Consider the following 21253-nt stretch of genomic DNA (forward strand, 5'->3'; position numbering starts at 1 on the left):
CGATTCATTTATACGTCGTGGCATATTGCACTTACATAAGATATATAGAATCTATCTTGCATCCCACTTTAAAATGTCGACCCGCTATAACGACAAAAACGCACGTTTTTTGATTGAATTATGTTTATCTAAGCTTTGTAGCCTTTTGGAGCTGGTTTTGGGAGAGAAGATAATTTACTACCGACTTTCCCTTTATCTCTCTCCCCTCCCCTTGCCTTTTCTCTTTCTCTCAGCTCTTCTACAGCTTGGCGAGCAAAGATACGAGAAAAACTGAAATCGCCAATGAATTCAAGCTTTTTCACTGCATCCTTCAACCAGTTATAGGCAGAACTAAACTTAGCCTTTAATAGTTCTATTTCTTGCTTCGCTGCAGCGAGGGCCGTTCGAGTAGTCCGCAGTTCCTCTTTTAGCTTGACGTTCTCTTTGAACACTCTGATAGCAACACGCTCGTCACCTTTCAACAATGCGTCAATAGTGCGCTTCTTTTCTTCCGCAGCTATCTTTGCCGCCTCCATCAGCCGCTGAGCCTCGATACGAGACCGCTCCCTTGCTTCTTCGATCATCTGTCGTCCGGCCTCCTCGGCTTCTGTTTCGACCTGAGCAGCCTTGCGCGCCATCTCTAGGTTCGAGACTCGGCGCTCCTCCAGGGCTGCTATGAGTTCGTCGTCAGCCTTGTCCCTAAGCTTCTCCGCAGCCAAACGATCAGCCTCCGCTTTACGCTCATTTCGCTGCCTTATTGCTTCAGCGTGGCTGAGCTTTTCGACCTGAGGACCAAGCCTAGCTAATGCAAAATATTTTCCGACTTTATTATGGAAATCATCTTGATAACCTTTCATCGCGTCGATATATGCTTTACCCGTACTTGCGCCTTTTGTGAACGCTTTGCCCTTTTTGTCGACCGCATTTTTCCCGACTTCTTCGATTTTATTTCGGCGGGTCGTTCGGCTTTCTCCATACCCTTCATGCACTGCGCCAAAACTTTCACCTTTTGTTGGGACTGCGTAATAATGTACATGCGGATGTGCCTCATCCGTTGCATGCTCGACAACTAACTTGAGTCGTTCGCCGTATTTCTTCTTAAGCCATGCTAGGGACGCATCCCTAAAAGCAGGCCAGTCATCCATCCGCTCTCTCGGAAATGAAATAACTCCGTTAGCCATCACTGGCGAATTTTTCTGATGCGCACGGCCAGTGACTTCTTTTACGGATCTTGCCCACTCGTCCGCTAAGTCAGCGACTTTGAGCGGATTTTCGCGAATTTCGTCATTGCATGCATAAAGGATTCCAGGTGGCTCCGGCTTTAAGACGTGAGGGATGTGCTCTTCAATCCTGAGCGCTTCTGAGAGAAGATCAGTAACCGACCACGCAACGGCTTTCACCGGCCTGTTTCCGACGATGATCGTGCTCTTCTTCTCTATCTGTATTCGGGCTGACCAGTCTTTGTGAATAAATTGGTAACCGGTAACTACCTCTCCTGTTGGGTCTGCCATGTATTTCTCCTAGTTAATAGAAGTTATTATTTTTATACTTACTAGGGTATCTTATCATGCCAAAAATGCCATGTTCCCGGCTTTCTTACTTTTCCCTAAAGATTCTAGTAACAGACTAGACACTTCCCCTAAAGGGAAAGTGTCGTCTGCCCCTAAAGGGGTTACGCTCCATAAATGGAGCTGCGCTTGCCGGGGCATCGCTCGCCGTGCGGGCTAAAGCAACGTCCGAGGCCCATGCGCACCTGGCCTATTATGGGCATTGCCGTTGTGTGCTGCTAGTGCATTCGCGGTGCGTTCTTCGCACCGGGAACGCACTGAATACGCACTGTTGGATTCGGACCGGATGCTGAAGTGTGTTGGTGGTGAGGACCGGGTGTGTTGGCGATGTGGTTTCCGCACTGAGGGCGAAAAACCGGTATTCCAGGTGAGGGGCGAGTGGAAAGATGGTTTGCTATCCGCACACTCAGAGAAGGCAGCCCTAGGAGTGCGGAAAGCGGGGCAAATAAGTTTGTAATTTCCGAGTAACAGGTTACCCCAAAAGCACGCGTAGCCGCGTGATAAGGCGTTCTCGTACCTACAAGCGACTTTTCAAAAGGCACAGTCGGCATCTGTGCCCTCAGCTCACACTGTGTAAAAACGTAAGACCAAGGCGCCATGTGCCGTGGTAGACCGGTCGAAAGCCTGCTGTAGCTTTTTCCCGAAGCGCCAACAGTAACGAATGCTCAGCGCCCAATCAAGCGCCTCGGCGATCAGTTTCAAAGTGTATAGCCAAGCCACTCAACGGCGGACAAGTCGGACCAGAGAATTATGAGACGCCGGCGGTATCATCGCCAGCGCCGGCACGAACCAGGACTGGGAGCGGGTCGGCCGGACGCCAAGCCCGAAGCGGGTCGGGAGCGGACCGACAGGGATGTGTTCGCCCAGGCGGGGTCTCAGGTGTCCGCGACAGGTCGATGTCGCGGATGACGAAATAGACATGGCGCGGCGCCCGGCGCTAGAGAGCGCTACGGCCCGCTGCGCCTGCATCTGTGAATGACTACTCAGGTTACCCTATTGGATCTGAAGTCGGCCTAAAGCAGACCTGGCGGTTGGCGAGACAAGGAGTGGTCTCACATGTCTCAAAGGCAGGCTTGGCTATTCGATCTAGCTGAAGCGAACGATTGCAAGACCACGTGACTTGCCCGCCTCATGCAGAGAATATAGCTGGACGGGCTAATTCCTCACTCCCAAGTGAATGGTCTCGGCTGTCTTCTGGGCACTCTCGCCAACTCCTCGATAGAGAGGGGGACCGCTTTGTCGATAGATACGAGTTTTGTATTTGCCGGCAGGTTGTAATAGCCCCACCGAGCTTCGTCAGACAAATGATTCATTGCAAGCATGCGTAACTTGTTAGCATTGAGCGATTCCACTGTAGCGAGCACTGAGGAAGCAACGTGCGGGAAACAAAGAAAAAGAGCTCCCCGCCCGCTCTGGACTTCGCGGCAATTTTTTCCTAAAGAATCACGAAAATAGCAGAGCTGAGCGCAGGCTTTCACTGCTTCACGGCGCGTCAAGCAATTTTTGTAAATTATCAAGTTGATACGGCTTTAGCATATGAGCATATGAGCCGGAAGCGAGGTCTTCAGGGCTAAGCGCCATTCCCGACGCAATAATGACCTGCAGCCCCGGTGCTTTAACCCGCAGGTTGGCCGCCAGCCGCGTACCTGAAATGCCTGGCAAATTCAGATCGGTGATGAGTACGTCGAATGCGTCAGGGACGAAGAGTGTCAGCGCCTGCTCCGCATCGGGCACGGCAGCAACCTGATGGCCCAGCATGCTCAGTATCTCGCACAGTATCATACGGTTGTCGGGTTCATCTTCGACGAGCAGGATACGGCGCCCGCGCGGCGCCGTGGCAGTCGGCTGGGCTAGTTTTGGTGATTGCGTCTGGATCTCGCTGGGCTCTAACGCCACGCCAGCATTACCAAGCAGCATGCGAATTTTACGAGCCAGATCGTCGCGCCGGTACGGCTTGCTGATCAACTCCACGCCCGGATCAAGGCGGCCCCCATGCACAATTGCATTCTGCGTGTAGCCAGAGGTAAACAACACGGCTAGCTTTGGCAGCAGCAGCTTAGCCTGGCGGGCTAATTCCGGGCTGCGCAATGGACCAGGCATCACCACGTCGGTAAAAAGCATGTCGATTGGCACGCCGCTTTGCACCACGTGCAATGCTGCTGTGCCATCGTTCGCACTGAGTACCCGGTAGCCGAGCTGCCTGAGCATGTCCACAACTGTCGCCTGCACTGACAGATCGTCCTCCACCACAAGAATGGTTTCACTTCCGCCGACGGCCTCAGCCGTGCGATCTTTCCGCGCGACCTGTTCCGGCTGATGCGAACGGGGTAGATAGATGCGCACGGTAGTCCCGCTACCAACTTCGCTGTAAATTTTTAAATGGCCGCTGCTCTGCTTGACGAAGCCGAACACCATCGACAGGCCCAGGCCAGTGCCCTCACCTTCCCGCTTGGTCGTGAAGAACGGCTCGAATGCGCGTTCGACGACTTCGGGAGGCATGCCGCAGCCGGTATCGGACACCGCAAGCAGGACATATTGACCGGCCGCCACCTCCTGCTCGCCGCGCGTGTAATGTTCGTCGAGCATGGCGTTGCCCAATTCGATCGTCAGCTTCCCGCTGCCGCCCATTGCGTCCCGGGCATTAATCGCCAGGTTCAAGATAGCATTTTCAATTTGGTTAGGATCGACCAGGGTGTTCCACAAGCCACCAGCAACCACCGTGTCCAGCTCCACCGTTTCGCCCAGCGCCCGGCGCAGCATGTCGTCCATGGCACGGACCACCCGGCCGAGGGAGACCACACTCGGCTGAAGCGGCTGGCGCCGTGCAAACGCTAGCAATTGCGAGGACAGCTTGGCGCCGCGATCGGTGGCAAACTTCGCCGTCTCGATGCGGCGCTGAGCAACTGCGTCCCCGGGCATTGCAATGGAGAGCAGCTGTAAATTACCTGAGATAACCTGGAGGACATTATTGAAATCGTGTGCCACACCCCCGGTCAGCTGGCCGATAGCTTCCATTTTCTGCGCCTGGCGCAACTGCTCGTTGGTCTTTTCCAATTCGCGCGAGCGCGCATCGATACGCTCTTCCAGGGAGGCATTCAGGACGCTCAGTTCTCTTTCGGCTTTTTCCCGTTCGCCTACTTCTCGCTGCAGCGAGGCGTTACTCGCTTCTAACAAGGCCGCATGACTGCCGAGTTCCCCCAGCATGGTATTGAAGGCATCGACCAGCTCTCCAGTTTCGTCTTCCGTACTTTTCGCCACCCGACGCCCAAAGTCGCGCTGGGCGATAAGCTCGCGCACCGCCTGGGTTACTGCCTGCACGGGGCGCGTCACTGCCGATTGCAGCCACAGCGAGACGAAGCCTGCTATGACAAGACTGAGCAAAGTGACGCCAGCGAGAATTTTGGTTCCGCCGTAAATGCGCTCATCGATCGGATAGACAGACCGCAGATAGACGGTACCCAGCTGATCGCGATTGCGTGTGATGGCTTTGGACAGCACAATGTTGTTGCCGTCGATGTAGGTGCCGATTGGGCCTAAAGTGGCTGGCGCGGGAGTGCCGCGATTGACGCTGTAGGCCGCGAACGGGAGGCCATCCGGACCATAAATGGCTGCCGCTTCGATCTGAGGTTTGACCTGTAACTGGTTCAGAAGGGTTTGCGCGCTTGCTGCATCCTGGAATTCGAGCGATGCAGTGCTAACTCGGGCCAGCAGATCAGCCTGGGAGCTCAGGTCCTTGACGGCACTATCCTGAAAATCATGAATGTCATAGGCCAGGTTGGCGAGGCCGGACACAACCACTGCCACAAAGGTCGTGGCCATGACGGCCGCCATGAATTTGACGGAAATGGAGCGGCGAACCAAAGCGAGCATGCTTGTTTACCTTTTTCTTCGCGACACTGACAGCGCCAGCGCCGCCAATTGGGAACTAAGCTTAACGCCGGCGCGCTCTGCCGTATCGAGGTCGATCTCGAAACGCAAACGTTCGTCAACAATACGAAAATTGAGCATGCTGCCGTTGTTGAGCGCGCCTTCTGATTCGCTCACCACCAGCGCGCCCTGGGCGGCGGCGGCCTCGACCAGCGCCTGGGCTCTTGGCCAGTAGGCCGCGCTCACGTACAGCACGTTAATGCCGCGAGGCGATTCACTCAGGCGCAGACGGCGTACTTCAATGGGGGTCCCTGGGCGGGTGCTCGCCCCACCCATCTGCAGTAGCGCGTCGGCCACATCGTCGGCCCCGACCAGACCAATTACTGCCACCGGCTCGACGCCCAGATGGCGCTTGCCCGGCCACTCGGCATAATGGCGGAACTTGTGCAAATAGGCCGCTTTGACCGCATCGACCGATGGCCCGCCCTGCCCCAGCACGGCTGCGGGCGATCCGCATACAGCCAGGAGCAGCGCTGCCTGCATCAGGCGACGGCGGGATTGGGAAGAAATCAAACAGGCCATGGCGACTATTACTTTGGCTGCCAGAGCAACTTCATCCCTACGGCGCGCCCCGACAGGGTGCGGTTAGGCGCCCCTCCATATTCAGCGTGGCGTGCCTCGAACAAGTTGGTCCCACTCAAGGACAGCTCCAAGTTCGGATAGATGCGCCACAGATAGTTCACGTCAGCCGTGGTGTAGGCCGGCACCGCCGGGCGCGTCAGCTTGCCGTAGTGGCGCACCAAGAGATCAATGCTGTGGCCGAGAGCGATATCATAGGCGGTGCGCAGTTTCCAATACGAACTCGGATCGCCCGTGGCTAACCCGGTAGTGCCGGAGGCATCGCGGCTGTCGGGATCAAGTCGAGTTCGCACCTGTTGTGCCACCGCCCCGGCGGACATGCGCAGCGCCGGGGTAACACGCCAATCTGCCCACATCTCGACGCCCTTGGTGCGGCCACTGGCGCGATTCAAGAAAACGGAGCCTGCACCAGCCTGATTGGGTTCGAGCGTGCGCAGACGATCGTAAATACTGTAAAACGCGGTCGCGGAGTACGTGAAGTCCGATAGCAGATTTAGTCGGTATCCCAGCTCGGCCACTACAGCGACTTCCGACTGAAAGTTTGGCCCCCCTGCAATGTTGTATCTTCGCTCCCCTCCGACCAGCGGCGGATTGCTGGGGCTATAAAAATCGCGGTCAATGCGCGAGGGCGCGCGCACAGTGCGCGAGGCGGCGCTCCACAGGAGGCTAGACGCCGTTGGGTTCCAGGCCAGGCGCAGGGTGGGCAGGAACTCCCAACCGGTATAGTTGTTATGCTCCAACTTCGCTCCGCCAATTAAGCGCACCTCAGGCGTCAGATCGAATTCGTTTTGCACGAAGATATTACCCCAGTGCATGTCCAGTTTGGCCGGTAAGAAGCCGAAACCAACGCCATTTTGCAGACGGTCGAATGCGTGGCGGTACCCGGCCCCGACTACAAGTCGATGGCTGGCGCCCAGCAAAGTCGCGGCCTGCGCCTGCGCCTCCACCGTGTTGAGGTGCTCGATGAAGGCATTGGGCTGATTACGCTCAGTGAAATCCCAGTAGGCCTGGGCCGAAAGTTCGGTCCCACCGCTGATGCGTACGGTGTGCCTGGCCAGCAAGTTAGCGCCGGCGATCTTGATATCGGCGGTGCCCTGCTGGTGCAACGCACCGGTGTAGGCATCGCCCTGAAGGGTGCTGGCGCCGTCCGGGCGCTCCCAGTCGGCGCGTGCACCTACTTGGGAGCGTTGCATTCCGGTCAGGCTGACCGCACCACTTTCGCGCTGCAAGTCGTCCAAAGTCAGCGTCTTGGTGTACGCGCGGAAGCGTCCTTTGCCGATGCGTCCGCCAAAACGGATGGTGCCCACTCGCTGATCTCCATTCACCGAGGCCGCTGCGAGGACGCCCTGAGTCGCACCCGCTGCTTTGGTGATGATGTTAATCACCCCGTTGACGGCATTAGCGCCCCAAAGCGTTCCACCGGGGCCGCTAATGACCTCGACGCGCTCAATGTCTTCGAGGATGACGTCCTGGGCATCCCAGAACACGCCGGAAAACAAGGGGGTGTACACGCTGCGGCCATCGATCAGTACCAGCAACTTATTTTCAAAAGCACTGTTAAATCCGCGCGCGGTGATCGCGTAGTTGCGGGCATCAACTCGCGCGACTTGCAAATTTGGCGCTAGGCGAAGCGCTTCAGGCAGTGTCGCGTAGCCGGAACGCCTGATCGCCTCGCTCGTAATCACATAGACGGAAGCAGCGGCATCAGTCAGTAGCTCCGAGCGTTTCGAGACCGAAGTTACTTTGGTGTTGCTCAAGGCTTCCAAGCTAAGCTCGGCAAGTGACGGCGGGACCTCTTGTGCCGCCAGCTGCTGAGAGAGGGAAAGCGCGAGCAAGCCGCCAACGGCGCGAAGAACAGTAGTAGCGTTCATCAAACAAACCTTAAATTGGGATATCTGGCTCTGTAACGAAGCGCAATTCGATGGGGTAATATTTTACCACCTGCAACACTCCAGCTGCGTCAGCACGCGTGCCTTTCGACACGCACCATCGAAGAGATTGGTACAAATCAGATAGCTACAGGCTACAAACAAGCACATCGATCATAAGTTGCCCAAAAAACAACATCACATGAGTTCAGCTCTGCTGCGGCTGTTCAATGTCAGACTGATCCTACATCGCCTGTACAACCGCAAGCAGCTAGTTACCGGGTCGTCTTGTTGCGCCTGCCTGCCCGCTTCCATCGCCACCTCGCATGTTCATCTGAACACTGCAATGAATATTGATGAGTCGACCCTGATGATGGTCCTTGGGTGGCCTCGATTACAGCGAGCGGGATGTTTTTTGCGCTGCATGCTTCGGCCCGTCATATCGTCGGTGTACGTTTGTGGCCGCGCAGAATTGGGCTTCCCCAGCATGATGGACACACTTGGCACAGAAGAGAGTGGTCAGTTAATGACTGCTTTTGGTAGAAAGCGAGGTATTGTAGCGTCCGCTACCGGCCTACTACGGACTTTGATAGTTCTAAAGAAGCTCGCAGCGTCCTTCCACCTGAGCACCTATCAACCTTTGCACTAGTGGCGACGCCTCTCAGATGCTTCTTCTGTCCCGTTACCACTGCGCCGGTCAAGCAGTAGCATATATGCGTCCGCACTAAGCTGAATCCTTGCAATTGAGGTAGAGTAATGGGCTAAATTTGTATTTCGATTAGTACATCATAGATTGGCTACTAAGGGCAGAAGTAAGATGCGTTTCGCAGATTTTATCGATTTATATATGGCAGAAATCCTTCGCGAGTGGGACGCATTCGCTGCGACTCGCTTTCCGTCGGCCGCAACGATAGACGTAGCGGCGCTACGGGACCATGCTCATCAGATTCTCCACGCGATTGCCGATGATCTGCGTCAGCCTCAAACAGAAGGCGCCCAGTTCGCCAAGTCGCATGGTTTGGCCGTTGTCGTGCAAAGCGGCCGCACCGCAGCCGAAATGCATGGGACGTTGCGGGCGCAAGATGGGTTCTCAATGACGCAACTTGTAAGCGAATACCGTGCACTGCGCGCCAGTGTATTGCGGCTATGGACGACAGTGGATCACTCGTTGAGCGATGCGTCGGCTGCCAGCGACGTGATGCGTTTTAACGAGGCGGTTGATCAAGCTATTGCCGAGTCAGTGGACTTTTTCAGTCGGGAATTTTCACAGGATCGCATCGCACGTGAAGCGATTGACCGAGAACTGATGCTTAATCGCGCACGTCTCGAATACGCCAGCCGCCTCTCGAATGTTGGTTTTTGGTACTGCGATCTACCTTTCAACGTCCTCGAGTGGGACGAACGTGTAAAAGAGCATTTCTTTTTGGAGCCGTCGGCGACGGTTACCATCGAGGACTTTTACGGCAGAATCCACCCGGATGATCGTGAACTAACCCGCTCGGCCATTGATGCGTCGATCAGTAGTCGCGATGCTTACGATATCGTTTATCGCACGGTGCACCCATCAACAGGTGAAGTAAAGTGGATTCGTGCACTCGGCGGCACTGATTACGCGAGTGACTGGAGCCCCATCCACTTTGACGGGCTCACGGTAGATGTCACGACTCAAAAGCTTGCGGAAGAGCGCATTGCTGAAAGCGAGGCTCGTCATCGTGGGATGATTTCGAACATGGATGAAGCGTTCACTTTGTTTGACGTGGACTTTAACATCGTCGAGGTGAACGACGCAGCCTGCAGACTCGTCGGCCTTACACGCTCGCAGTTTATCGGGTCCAACCATTGGCAACTGTTTCCGGGAACATACGAATCCGAGCTCGGGCAGGTGTATCGTCAAGTGCTATCCAGTGGGCAACCAAATTTTCTGGAACATCGTTATGTGTTCGCAGATAGTCGTGACGTCTGGTTCGAGGTACGTGCTTTCAAGGTCGGAGACGGGGTCGCGGCGCTTTTCCGCGATGTGACAAAGAGGGTAGAAATGATCGAGGCCCTGAAAGGTGCCGACAAACGTAAAGACGAATTTTTGGCGATGCTGGCACATGAGTTACGTAACCCATTGGCGCCCATCAGCACGGCGGCCCAGTTGCTTAAACTCGCCAGCGGCGACCAAGAGCGTGTCCGGCAAGCCAGCAACATTATTTCGCGTCAAGTAAGTCATATGGTTGAGTTAGTAGATGATTTGCTGGATGTATCACGAGTGACTCGCGGTCTGGTAGAGCTGCAAAAGGAGGCACTAGATTTAAAATCCGTCGTGGACGGTGCCATTGAGCAGACTCGGCCAATATTCGAAGCACGCCATCATGTGCTGACAACCCGGATGGCGTCAGCCCATATTTCTGTTCATGGGGATCGTACACGGCTTACTCAAGTAATTTCTAATCTCTTGAGTAACGCCGCCAAGTATACCCAACAGGGCGGAGAGATTATTTTGAACGTCATCGTCGAGGATGGTGAAGCAAAAATCGAGGTTATGGACAATGGGATTGGGATGGAGCTAAAGCTCTTACCCCATGTTTTCGAGCTATTTACCCAAGCTGAGCGCACCCCTGATCGATCACAGGGCGGCCTTGGTATTGGGCTGGCATTAGTAAAAAGTATCGTTGACCTTCATGCTGGAAAAGTCGAGGCGTCGAGCAGCGGACCTGGCATGGGAAGTACGTTTACCGTGAGCTTACCAGTGGTTGTCGATGTCACTGAAGGTCAGTCCACTAAAGAAACTCTATTTTCCATGGCTGTTATTAACCCAAGCAAGATTATGCTTGTTGATGATAATCTAGATGCTTCGTTCACCTTAGGGGCGTTGCTTGAAGCACAAGGCCACCAAGTGACGATTAAAGAGAATGCTCATTCCGTATTGGATTCGGTAGGCAGCATACTTCCACAAGTGTTTATTCTGGATATTGGCTTGCCGGATATGACCGGGTATGAATTGGCAAGACGATTGCGACAACTTCCAGAGTTGTCGCTAGCAACCTTCATTGCGTTAAGCGGATATGGTCAGGCACACGACCGCGTGCTATCTAGAGCATCGGGCTTCCATCATCATTTAGTGAAGCCGGTCGATATGATGCAATTGAATGAGGCATTATTAAAAGCTGGACAGGACACGCCGGTTGAGCGCGAGTAGCCGCCGTTTATCGCTGCTAAAAACTGGCGCATGCCTATCTATTGCTAATCCTGATATTTACCTTACATCCACTGAGTGATTCTGGCCGGTTGTAGACCTATGCCTGAGCTGGGTTTCCGCCTTGTCGAATGTCTGCTTTTAGCCGAGAACGGACCACGGCACAACAGAGATTAGTAATCAAACGTAGGCACGCAACCCTCTGCGCCCTGTTCTCTAGGCAGGTGCCGATCGATGAGTAGCGCGACCACGCTGGCGAAAGCACGCCCGACGTTGTGGCCTACTTCCGGCAGCAAGAAGTGAACAAAAAAACAAATCCGCCTAGTGCCAACAAAATTAGGCATCTCAAGGCAAGTTGGGCAATCAAGCTCGGCTCTCTGCCACATCGTGGACAGATTTATAAAATAAGCGTTTGTATCCGCACCTGGCGCATATGCTCAATGCCATCGGCTTCTTTGACTCAATGCAGCTTTTCGTCTGACCAGGTCACAACTACTGCACGTTCTATAACACCTCTATCCTGAACAGAATCGTGAGTTAATTCTTCAATCGGGAGCGTAGCAAGCTGAAAGCGATCCGGATCTTCCTTCATTAAACTCATCCATTCGGCACGTAAGACTTGTTGACCCGTAGCAGCTGGCAAATCTATCCAGAAGCCCGTGTCCCGTTCTGCGATCGCCTTGTAGAGATCGAGCAGTTCATCCATGGCGCAGAGTAGCTAAAACCGGTGCAGACTGAACCTCGTTAGCCTGTAAAAAATAATGCCCTGCTAGGCAGGCTAAGAGCGCAGCAGCAGCTAACCCAGTTGTGCGAAGACCAATGAAAACGCGTGGCTTTCTTCTACACTGAGGACATGCTGTTACGAAGGTACTAACATATCCACACTCAACACATGCTTGCAAAGCCATTGGTTTATCCTAGCAGACAGGCACCTAAGTACCCCGTGCCAGAAATTATACGGATCACAAGACATTACATTGTCACCAATTATTGCGCTTACTCGTGCGTCGGACGTTGCTAACTGACTCAGAAATCATGGCTTAGACGTAGCAAATATCGCTGCAACGGCAGACCAGGGCGGCATACTTCCCTTTCTAACAACATCCTGGGCAGGATGTGCTTCATGACCGCGTAATCAAACCAAGAGCAAAAGCTTACCTTGCAAAGAAAGTTGATCCCTGATGTCCACCGAGGAAGATCAGTAATAATAAGACAACCACCGCTCACAGAAGAGCGTATCGAGCATAAGTTGCCGGGAAACAACAATTGCATGAAGTTTAGTTGCCCTTCGACCTATCTATGTCAGACTGATCCTACGTAAGCTGTATAAAGCGCAAGCAGCTGTGTCAACCGGTCATTGTGTCTCGCCTGCACAACCCAATTCCTTTGCCACCTCGCCTCCTCGTCTGAATACTCCAATGAATATTGATGAATCGACCCTGATGATGGTCCTCGGGGTGGCCTCGATCACAGCGAGCGCTATGTTTTTTGCGCTGCATGCTTCTGCCCGTCATATCGCCGGCGTACGTTTGTGGGCATTGGGCTGCCTATCAGTCGGTTTTGCCGTCCTTCTCGACGCCCCACGGCTGGTCGAAAACTGGCAGTGGGCTTCGTTGCTTTTCAACATCCCACTCAGCGCAGGTCAGGCTTTATTCCTGGTCGGAACAGCGCACTTCGTTAGCCGCCCCGCTAAGAAGCATACTTTATCTCTGCTCGTCGTCATCGTTGTACTGTTGACCGTCGTGTTCACGCTGCTCTTACCTAGCAGCGGGTTGCGAATTTTTACATTATCGACGTTTCAGGCGTGTGTGAACGGCTATACCGCATGGTTGTTGTGGAGATATCGAGAGCCACAATCATCCCGCTCGTATTGGGTAGCTTCTGCAGTGGTTCTCGCCCAAGCTGCTGCCGCGTTGGCGCAGGGACTCCTTGTGCTCACTAGCTCGGTAACTGTTACCTATGCAGCGCCAGAGCTTCCGTTTGCAAATATCGTAACTTGGGTAGGAGCGATGGCGAATGCCCTAATTGGAAATTGGATTCTGTTCCTCCTCGTCATGCTTCGTCTGGTTAGTGAGTTGAAGGCCGTTGCTGCGCAGGACTCGCTCACTGGCTTACTAAACCGCCGAGGACTTCGTTCACACATTGATTCACTTCTGACACCAACACGATCTGTGCAGTCGCTAGCAGTATTGTTGCTCGACATTGACCATTTCAAGACAGTGAATGATCAGCATGGGCACGATGTTGGGGACAAGGTTCTCGCCATGATGGGAGACGTCATGCGTGCTCTTGGCAGTCCGCATATTGCGCCGTGCCGGTGGGGAGGCGAAGAGTTCTGCCTGGTCGTCGACAGCTATTCAGATAAATCGCTCGTCGAACTTGCCGAACATGCCAGGCGGGAATTTGAACGAACAACGCGCTCGCACCCTGACTTGCCATGTGGTGCAACGGTCAGTATTGGTTTAGCATCGATGCAGATCGACAGTAGCTTCGAGTTTTCCAAACTTGTAGCCTCAGCTGACGCGCAACTCTACCTTGCAAAACGTGGTGGTCGCAATCGCGTATGTAGCGCGACCAACGGTGGGGGCAGGTGGGCGCCCGACTTCGTGATATGAGCATTCCTCGCTTCTACTGAAACGGTCCTTGGCAGCGTTTGCCACTTGAGCAGTCTCGTGCTGCAAACGGAGTTGTTAGGTACAGGCCGCCTCGCCAAGGGTTTAAAATCCACTCCTCAGGTGCAACTGAACCAGCTGAATATGCAGGAGAGGTTGCACTGAATCGCCCCGGCTTTCGTGGAGGCCGGTTAGTGTGAGTCAGGCCGCGACGGCTTGACTGCTCAGTTGCTTGTAATAGTTTGCCTCAGCTTCGGCAGGCGGTATATAGCCGAGCGGTTCCAGCAGGCGGTGGTGGTTGAACCAGGACACCCATTCCAGCGTCGCCAGTTCGACGGCTTCACGCGTTTTCCAGGGAGCACGGCGGTGGATCAGTTCAGCCTTGTAGAGCCCATTGATCGTCTCGGCCAAGGCATTGTCGTAACTGTCGCCCTTGCTACCCACAGACGGTTCGATGCCGGCTTCTGCCAGGCGCTCGCTGTACTTTATCGATACGTATTGCGACCCTCTATCGCTATGGTGGACCAGCTCGTTGCGTTCAGGCTGGCGAGCGTACAGCGCCTGTTCCAGGGCGTCGAGCACGAAGTCGGTCCGCATCGAGCTGCTGACGCGCCAGCCGACGATGCGCCGGGCAAAAACGTCGATCACGAAGGCGACATAGACAAAGCCCTGCCAGGTCGAGATATAAGTAAAATCGCTGACCCATAGCTGATTTGGCCGCTGTGCCTTGAACTGGCGGTTGACGCGGTCGAGCGGGCACGGTGCCTTCGCATCGGCTACCGTCGTGCACACGACCTTGCCACGCATGACGCCACGCAGGCCGGCTTTGCGCATCAAACGCTCCACACTACAGCGGGCTACGTCCGTTCCCTCACGTCTCAGCTGGCGCCAAACCTTGTCAGCCCCGTAAACCTGCAGGTTCGCCTGCCAGACACGTTCGATGTCGACGCTCAACACGTCGTCCCGCTGGACACGGGCACAGCGCAGTGCCGGGTTGCGTTGCTGCGCGGCGTGGCGCCAGTAGCCCGACGGCGCGACCTGCATCACCTTGCAGATCGGCTCGACGCCGTAGGCATGGCGGTACCGGTCGATGAAAGCCCTCACGGCTTGAAGTGGCGGCCGAGCTCCGCCTGGGCGAAAAACGCACTCGTTAGGCGCAGGATCTCGTTCGCAGTGTCTCCGGCGTGCAGCCGATCTTGGCGGCGATCGACGTGATTGCGGCCCATTGCGACTCGTACTGGCTGCCGGCTTCGCTGACCATGCGCACGGCGCGCTCGATGAGTTCGGGGGAATACTTGGGTTGCTTTTTCATAGCTCCATTTTCTCAAAGAATGGAGCCTCTACAAAATCCGGGGCGATTCAGTCGTAGCGACCTGCCGAACAGCACCGCAGAAGCATTAGTCATTTTTCTTGCCGAAATGGACAATCATGACGACGCCGATGAGCAGAAGCACGGACAGTGCGTGGAGCTGGCTGTATCGGTAGATACCCTCGCTGACCTCGGTAAGTTGCCCATGGTTAGCCAGGTAGAAACGCCCATCTTCGATTTTTCCATTTAAGGCGTCCCCTCCTAAGTAGATGCCGCCCACAAAAAAGCTGACAAAATTGAGCAATACCAATTTTCCAAATAATTTTTTCACAGGTTCTTTGCCCCATTGCTGCATTTTCATCACTGTCCTCTGTTAGCCGTAAGCTGACTATTGCAGCGTCCGCTTCCGACCCATAGCGGACCAGCCGCTCTAGCTGCAAACGAGTTAGTGTCACTGCTTACTGAAAGTGTTACCGTTAGTTGTTCGCGAGACTCCGAAGGCTGAAGCACATTGTTCACAGGAGGAAATATGCATAATCGAAATGACTTACGCACGGCTCGGCTCATCGAGGAAGCTCTCAAAGACGGCAGGGCCCATAGCCGGATTGACACGGCGTGGGAGCTTGTTGAGCAAGGAGTACCAGTAGGTGTCGCAGTGCGTATTGTTGCTCGGCCGGCCGATCGACGCCCCACGACACCGAGCCAGTTGGTGAACAACGCAACGGAAGACTTATGAATCAATTTTTTGCAGTGGGCGCGAAAACAAGGGGGACTGCTACTACAGCACTATTGGGCGCTGTGGCTGGCACAGTAGGCGTATGGGCACTTGACCGTGTCGACTGGCTCATGTGGAACAGAGAAGATCCGCGAGCGCGTGCCCAGACGATACGTGTTCGACCTGGAGGGGAGCCGCCCTCACATGCACTGATTACAAAGGTCGAGGAATTCACTGGTTCGAATCTAACTGAACGGCAACATAATATTGCCGGAAACACAACCCACTACTCCATTGGTATGGCACCGGCCGCTGGTTATGCACTAATACGAGCAAAATTGCCTGGCAATGAAGTTTCACGGGGAGCGCTCTTCGGCCTCAGTCTTTTCTTGGTGCAAGACGAAGCATTGAATTCGTTAACCGGACTGGGAGCAAAACCGGGCGCTTATCCTTGGCAAGCACATGCACGCGGCTTAATCGCGCACGTTGTGTATGGGCTAACCACCGAATTTATTTTAAGTATGATGGATCGTAGGAAAGCCAAGCCACATACCCCTGCTCTATAGTGGGCCTCTCCACTACCGCGTCGAATCGTCACGATCAAAAGTCAGTTCTCTATCTTTACGACACTGATCATCCCGTCGGCTTCCATGCATGCACTTTTCACTTTAGAACAGTCATCAATCCCATTTTCGCGTAATTGTGCCATTAGCTCTTCGACGGTAACCAGTTCTGCACGCATGTTTCTTCGCAACATTTTTCCGTTTTCAATTAGGAGTAAGGTTGGCGAGTGCAAAATGCGACTAACAAATTTAAACCGATGAGCCAGCCATTCAATGCAGTACGTCCAAAAAAGGATTGTGGCAATCAACACTGCGCCTTCTATTATCGACTTGTACTCTGTAGTAAATCCGTTGCCTGAAACCTCAGCCAATAAGACAATCACTAAAACATCTGCAGTGCCAATTCCGCCACCCTGTCGCTTTAGAATAATTCTCATAAGTATTAGCAGGATGAAGTACATGAATGTTGCGCGTACGAACAATTCTGCAATTGAAATCTGCGGTGTGAGTATAGTGTACCAGTCCACCGACCCAAAAAAATCTACCATATTTCCCTCTGCTCAGCATTAGTTTGGCGGTTTTCACAGTTGGCATACTACTGATTACTCACACTGTCTTAACGTATGGCTCCAGTAAGAGGAATAAGATTTGCATTACTCTTGCACTTGATTCATATCGAAATGCAATACCGCAGTGCTAACGGACGAGCATAGCTTATAGCCAATGGCAGTTCTGATAAAAGCAGGGCTGAACATCGCTAACGGCCGAGAGAGGACCCATGAAGCATCTGACTATGACCCATAGCAGACTTCGTCACACAGCGTGTAAGGTCTAGCCCGATATCTGCCAAAGTTTTGATACGACACGTAGAGCAATTTCGATTTAGACTTTGTGCTCTTAGAGAAATCTTGCGGCTTCAAGTTCTCCCCGCGATTGCTTGATCTTGATCGCTTGGACATGTGAGCGGCAGTTTCGTGGTCAACCCGCCTTTTCATGCGAGATAGTAACTTAAAATTATTCAAAGCTGTGCACGCGTGTGCCGATTTTCCAGTTTCCTACCCTGGTCGATCTCGGAAGTTCGCACGCGTCCGAATTCCGCGACTACTCCCCTGCCGACCTCAGTAATCCGCCGAATTCCTCTCTAAGTCGCGCGAGCTTCGGATCGATATAAGTGCTGCAAAACGGGCCGCCGGCATTCTTTTCAGAATAGCGCTGAAAGCGCTCATCCGATGCTTTGAAGGTTCGAAAAGGCAGGATTCTGGTGACCAGGGGCGCATCGAATCCTGGCCCGACTTCGATCAGGACGCGCCGTGTAGCCTCGGCCTGTAGCTCGTCCATTACATAAACCGCGCTGCGATACTTGTGCCGCATGGAGTGGTTCGACGTGCTTGAATGTGTCCGCAAATGGATCTCGATCAAGGACTTAAGCGCGATTTTGTCTGGTAGAAAGGTGAGCAGTACCGCTTCGGAGAAATTGTCGTCGGGCGCGTCGGCCTGGATGAACCCCTGCTCCACGCGGATAACGCCGCGAAGAGCAGCGAACACGGCTTCAGTGCACCAATGGCAGCCGCCGCCAAAGCCGATTCTCTGCACCTCAGCTAACATCAACGATTCACCTTGCGAAGCCGCATGGATCATGACGGCGCCCTTGCTTCCCCTTCGTGCGAGCGGAGCGTTCGAGATAGCTGTACGTGGGACACCGCGCCGCTATCGATGAACTTCAGACCAGGCTGTTCGGAACGGAATTGCTCGAATCGTGCTTGCACCATATGCATGACACTCCTAGATAATGGCAGTGCTTACGTCCGCTCTTGGCCGGTAGCGGACCTACCGGAACGTCCGCTCCGGACCCAAAGCAGACGATCAAGCCACCTCGATTGTCCTAAGGATGGAAGCGAGCGCATTAATATCCACCGGCTTGACGAGGTGGTAGTCGAACCCAGCAGATATCGCATTTTGCCGGTCGCTCTCCTGCCCGTACCCGGTGACCGCGACCAGGACCAACCTACTATTTTCAAGCTGAGCCCGAAGCCGTCGCGCGAGTTCATTGCCATCAAGTTCGGGCAGGCCGATATCCAACAGACAAACCTGCGGACTATCAATCCTGGCTCGCTCCAGTGCCTGAAACGGCTCGTTTTCAACCAGCACGTCGTGTCCCATCTCTTGCAAAATCATTTTTAGCATTTCTGCGGCATCGACATTGTCATCGACCACCATGATCCGTAGTGGGCGATGAAAAGCTGTCTCGGCGCCACTTTCTAAAAGCTCGCTGGACTCAGCCGGTGCTTGCTCGCGCAGGAGCGGCAGGCAGATCGAGAACGTACTGCCCTGGCCGAGCCCCTCGCTTCTGCACGTCACGGAGCCACCATTGAGCTCTACCATGCTTTTTACCAGCGCTAACCCCAGTCCCAGCCCCCCAGAGGATCGGTCGGAGCTGCGTTGTGCTTGGGCAAAAAGGTCGAATGCGTGCTTGGTCATCTCCGGCGTCATGCCGATTCCGTCGTCGGTTACTTCAATTTGTACCCGCGACTCGTCGACCGTGGTGCGCAAGCTCAGGTGACCACCTTCCGGCGTGTATTTAGCAGCATTGTTTAGGACATTTGAAAGCACCTGCACAAGGCGTTTCTTGTCGGCAGCGACGACGGCCGTGTGCGGCGCATGTCGAATCGTCAGTTCATGCCGGCGTGATCGGATAAGCGGATTGGCCTGCTCGACTGCCTCGTTTACGACTTGGTGGATGTCCAGCTCAATCCTGTTCAGTTCGATCTGGCCACGGGTGACACGAGAAACATCGAGCAGGTCATCGATCAACCCGGTCATGTGGGTCACCTGCCGCACGATGACTTCGCTTGTTTTTCGTACCCGTACTTCATCCATTTTTGCCAACTGGAGCAGCTCGGCAGCGGCACGAATCGGTGCCAGGGGGTTCCTTAGCTCATGCGCAAGCATTGCAAGAAACTCGTCCTTGCGCCGGTCAGCATCGCGCAGCCGTTCTTCGCCTTCCTTGCGGCTTGTCACGTCTCGAAAAAACACGGCGAGACCGGTGTCCATGGCAGGAGACGCCCTCACTTCGATCCAGGCACTACGTCCGTCTAGGTAGGAAAATTGAAATTCCGTGGTTTCTGCTTCCCTACTTTCCATTACCCGCCGATACAGATGGTAGGCGTCAGACTCAACAAGCTCAGACCATGTTTCCCAATGCGGTCGGCCGACGACTTGCTGTTTGGTTCGATCGCCGAGTCGCAGACCTTCCGCGTTTACGTACAGCACGGTCCAATGCTGGTCGATCAACACAAAGCCTTCCGCCATCGTGTCGAAAACAGCCTGGCTTCGATCACGTTCCAAACGCAATTCTGATTGGGCCTGGGAGGCTTCCACTGCCGACCAGGTCCGCTCGGCCGTTTCTCTTGCCAACTTCAGATCTTCTTCCTGCCAAGTGCGCGGGTGAGCACTGTGAATTGCAAGGACGACCCGCAATTTTCCATTCTTGATAAGTGGAAGCGCGATCTCAGCACGTACGCCATTTTCCAAAAAGGCATCGGCGTGTGCTGCCGTACGGATATCCTTTACCACATCGTCATTGATCACTGCTCTTCCGGCGCGTAAATCCGCGATCGAATCCGGGCCGAAATCATCCATTGTCTTGCTCTGCCCTGCCAGGCTGGCAAATCCTTTAGCAGTCCAGTCGTGTCGCATGAAAATGGTACCGCAGGTATTGTCGACCTCTGCGTACATCACACGCGACGCATTGAGTTTGCGTCCTAATAGCGCACATGCAACTACCGTCACATCCGCCGGATTGCTCAACGGTCGAATGCTGTCGCTCAGTTCAAGTTGAAAGGCCTGGTTCAATCGTATTTCATCAAGCTGCTGCACTTTTTCAGCCAACGCCATACTGGCCTGGTAAGCCCGCGTTACGTCATTTCCTTGCGCAAAAATTCCTGTTACCCGACCGTCAAGCCCGATGATTGGCTGATAAAGCAAATCCACAAATCGATCTTCCCGTGGAGCACCGGTATAACGCTGGAACGAAATTTTACGGTCTCGCAACACCAGTGGTTCTCCGAGGGCAAATACGTTGTCCAACAATTCGGCAAAGCCTTGGCTGGCCAACTCCGGAAGAGCCTGCATCGCCGGCTTCCCTATGATGTCTCGATGACCGACTAGTTGGTAGTACGCTTCATTTGCCATTTCGAACACATGCTCTTTGCCATGCAACACCGCTATGAAACCGGGCGCCTGGTCAAACATGGTCTGAAGCTGACTGCGTTCGGCATTCAAGATTCGCGTCATCGCTTCATGAATTTGCGGTCGATTTGCCTGCTGCCCATCTGGGACACCGTTCGCGTCTTGCTTTAGGTAGTAGCGCTGGGTCGTTGGATCAAAGCGATACAGGTCAGTGACGTCAATGGCGTTTTGGGCGACGAAGTCCACTTCTCCCTCGTCGTTGAACACCGGAGTGTGGACGGCGCTCCAGTAGCGCTCCTTATAGGCGGTGCCGTCGGGAGTTTCAACAGGGATCGCGTATCGAAGCAGCGTACTGGTGTGGGTTTCCTCGTTGAAACGGCGAGGGAGATCGAGTTATGCACTTCGGTTATATTCGTCGACTCTGGATCACTCGGGTCCGCAGGGAATGCTTCGAATATATGCTTGCCGACAATGTCATCAGCGCAACGACGTGTTGCCGTCAGGTAGGACGTGTTGGCGCCGATAATTGTAAAATTCGTATCTATCAATAGATATGGATAGGGTGACGCATCAAACAACGCCGAAAAATTAGGAGTCTTGGACATAGATGAATGGCGCAGGATTGAAGGCAACGATGGATTATCGTCTCGACGCCTTGAGGTTAAAACATCATATCCTAGACTCGGCACATGCCGTTCCTTGACATGTGCAAACGCCAATAGACTGAACCAAGAAAAAGTCTGCTTTTGGTCGAAAGCAGTCAT

Annotated in this window: 11 protein-coding genes, 1 pseudogene and 1 other annotated feature; of the genes and pseudogenes, 2 read left to right on the plus strand and 10 right to left on the minus strand. The window is 54.1% G+C overall.

Going from position 1 to position 21253, the window contains the following annotated elements:
* Nucleotides 1-128: 128 nt before the first annotated feature.
* From ACHAC9_RS07965 to ACHAC9_RS07980, 4 genes are all read right to left on the minus strand, one after another.
* Nucleotides 129-1490: a hypothetical protein gene (locus ACHAC9_RS07965; protein ID WP_435758868.1), complete on the minus strand. Its 1362-nt coding sequence runs from the start codon at nt 1488-1490 to the stop codon at nt 129-131.
* A gap of 1539 nt (nt 1491-3029) precedes the next feature.
* Nucleotides 3030-5417 (minus strand): response regulator, encoded by a 2388-nt coding sequence (locus ACHAC9_RS07970; RefSeq protein WP_435758870.1) that lies wholly within the window; start codon nt 5415-5417, stop codon nt 3030-3032.
* A 6-nt stretch (nt 5418-5423) separates the two neighbouring features.
* Complete coding sequence (locus ACHAC9_RS07975; RefSeq protein ID WP_435758872.1) at nt 5424-5996, minus strand: YfiR family protein; 573 nt, start codon at nt 5994-5996, stop codon at nt 5424-5426.
* 8 nt (nt 5997-6004) lie between these two features.
* Nucleotides 6005-7924 carry a TonB-dependent receptor plug domain-containing protein gene (locus tag ACHAC9_RS07980; RefSeq protein ID WP_435758874.1) on the minus strand — a complete coding sequence of 640 codons (1920 nt, stop codon included), beginning with the start codon at nt 7922-7924 and terminating at the stop codon, nt 6005-6007.
* A gap of 814 nt (nt 7925-8738) precedes the next feature.
* Between ACHAC9_RS07980 and ACHAC9_RS07985 the strand changes: the two genes are divergently transcribed.
* Nucleotides 8739-11105, plus strand: a complete 2367-nt coding sequence (locus tag ACHAC9_RS07985) for an ATP-binding protein (protein ID WP_435758876.1) — start codon at nt 8739-8741, stop codon at nt 11103-11105.
* A gap of 457 nt (nt 11106-11562) precedes the next feature.
* On the opposite strand, the gene ACHAC9_RS07990 is transcribed toward ACHAC9_RS07985, so the two are convergent.
* Nucleotides 11563-11808 (minus strand): hypothetical protein, encoded by a 246-nt coding sequence (locus tag ACHAC9_RS07990; protein WP_435758878.1) that lies wholly within the window; start codon nt 11806-11808, stop codon nt 11563-11565.
* Nucleotides 11809-12520: 712 nt separating this feature from the next.
* Between ACHAC9_RS07990 and ACHAC9_RS07995 the strand changes: the two genes are divergently transcribed.
* Complete coding sequence (locus ACHAC9_RS07995) at nt 12521-13717, plus strand: diguanylate cyclase domain-containing protein (RefSeq protein ID WP_435758880.1); 1197 nt, start codon at nt 12521-12523, stop codon at nt 13715-13717.
* A 198-nt stretch (nt 13718-13915) separates the two neighbouring features.
* Here the strand turns inward: ACHAC9_RS07995 and ACHAC9_RS08000 are convergent.
* From ACHAC9_RS08000 to ACHAC9_RS08020, 5 genes and pseudogenes are all read right to left on the minus strand, one after another.
* Nucleotides 13916-15026, minus strand: a pseudogene (locus ACHAC9_RS08000) (IS3 family transposase).
* Nucleotides 14744-14860 (minus strand) — a sequence feature (AL1L pseudoknot). It overlaps the preceding pseudogene by 117 nt.
* Nucleotides 15027-15111: 85 nt before the next feature.
* Nucleotides 15112-15384, minus strand: a complete 273-nt coding sequence (locus ACHAC9_RS08005) for a hypothetical protein (protein ID WP_435758882.1) — start codon at nt 15382-15384, stop codon at nt 15112-15114.
* Nucleotides 15385-16345: 961 nt separating this feature from the next.
* A complete protein-coding gene (locus ACHAC9_RS08010; RefSeq protein ID WP_435758884.1) occupies nt 16346-16849 on the minus strand; it encodes a DUF421 domain-containing protein in 504 nt (167 codons plus the stop codon).
* A gap of 553 nt (nt 16850-17402) precedes the next feature.
* Nucleotides 17403-17939 carry a peptide-methionine (S)-S-oxide reductase gene (locus ACHAC9_RS08015; RefSeq protein WP_435758886.1) on the minus strand — a complete coding sequence of 179 codons (537 nt, stop codon included), beginning with the start codon at nt 17937-17939 and terminating at the stop codon, nt 17403-17405.
* Between the two features lie 225 nt (nt 17940-18164).
* Nucleotides 18165-20735, minus strand: a complete 2571-nt coding sequence (locus ACHAC9_RS08020; protein ID WP_435758888.1) for an ATP-binding protein — start codon at nt 20733-20735, stop codon at nt 18165-18167.
* Nucleotides 20736-21253 lie beyond the last annotated feature (518 nt).

Source organism: Massilia sp. CMS3.1 (assembly GCF_051262535.1).
Taxonomy (GTDB): Bacteria; Pseudomonadota; Gammaproteobacteria; order Burkholderiales; family Burkholderiaceae_D; genus Telluria.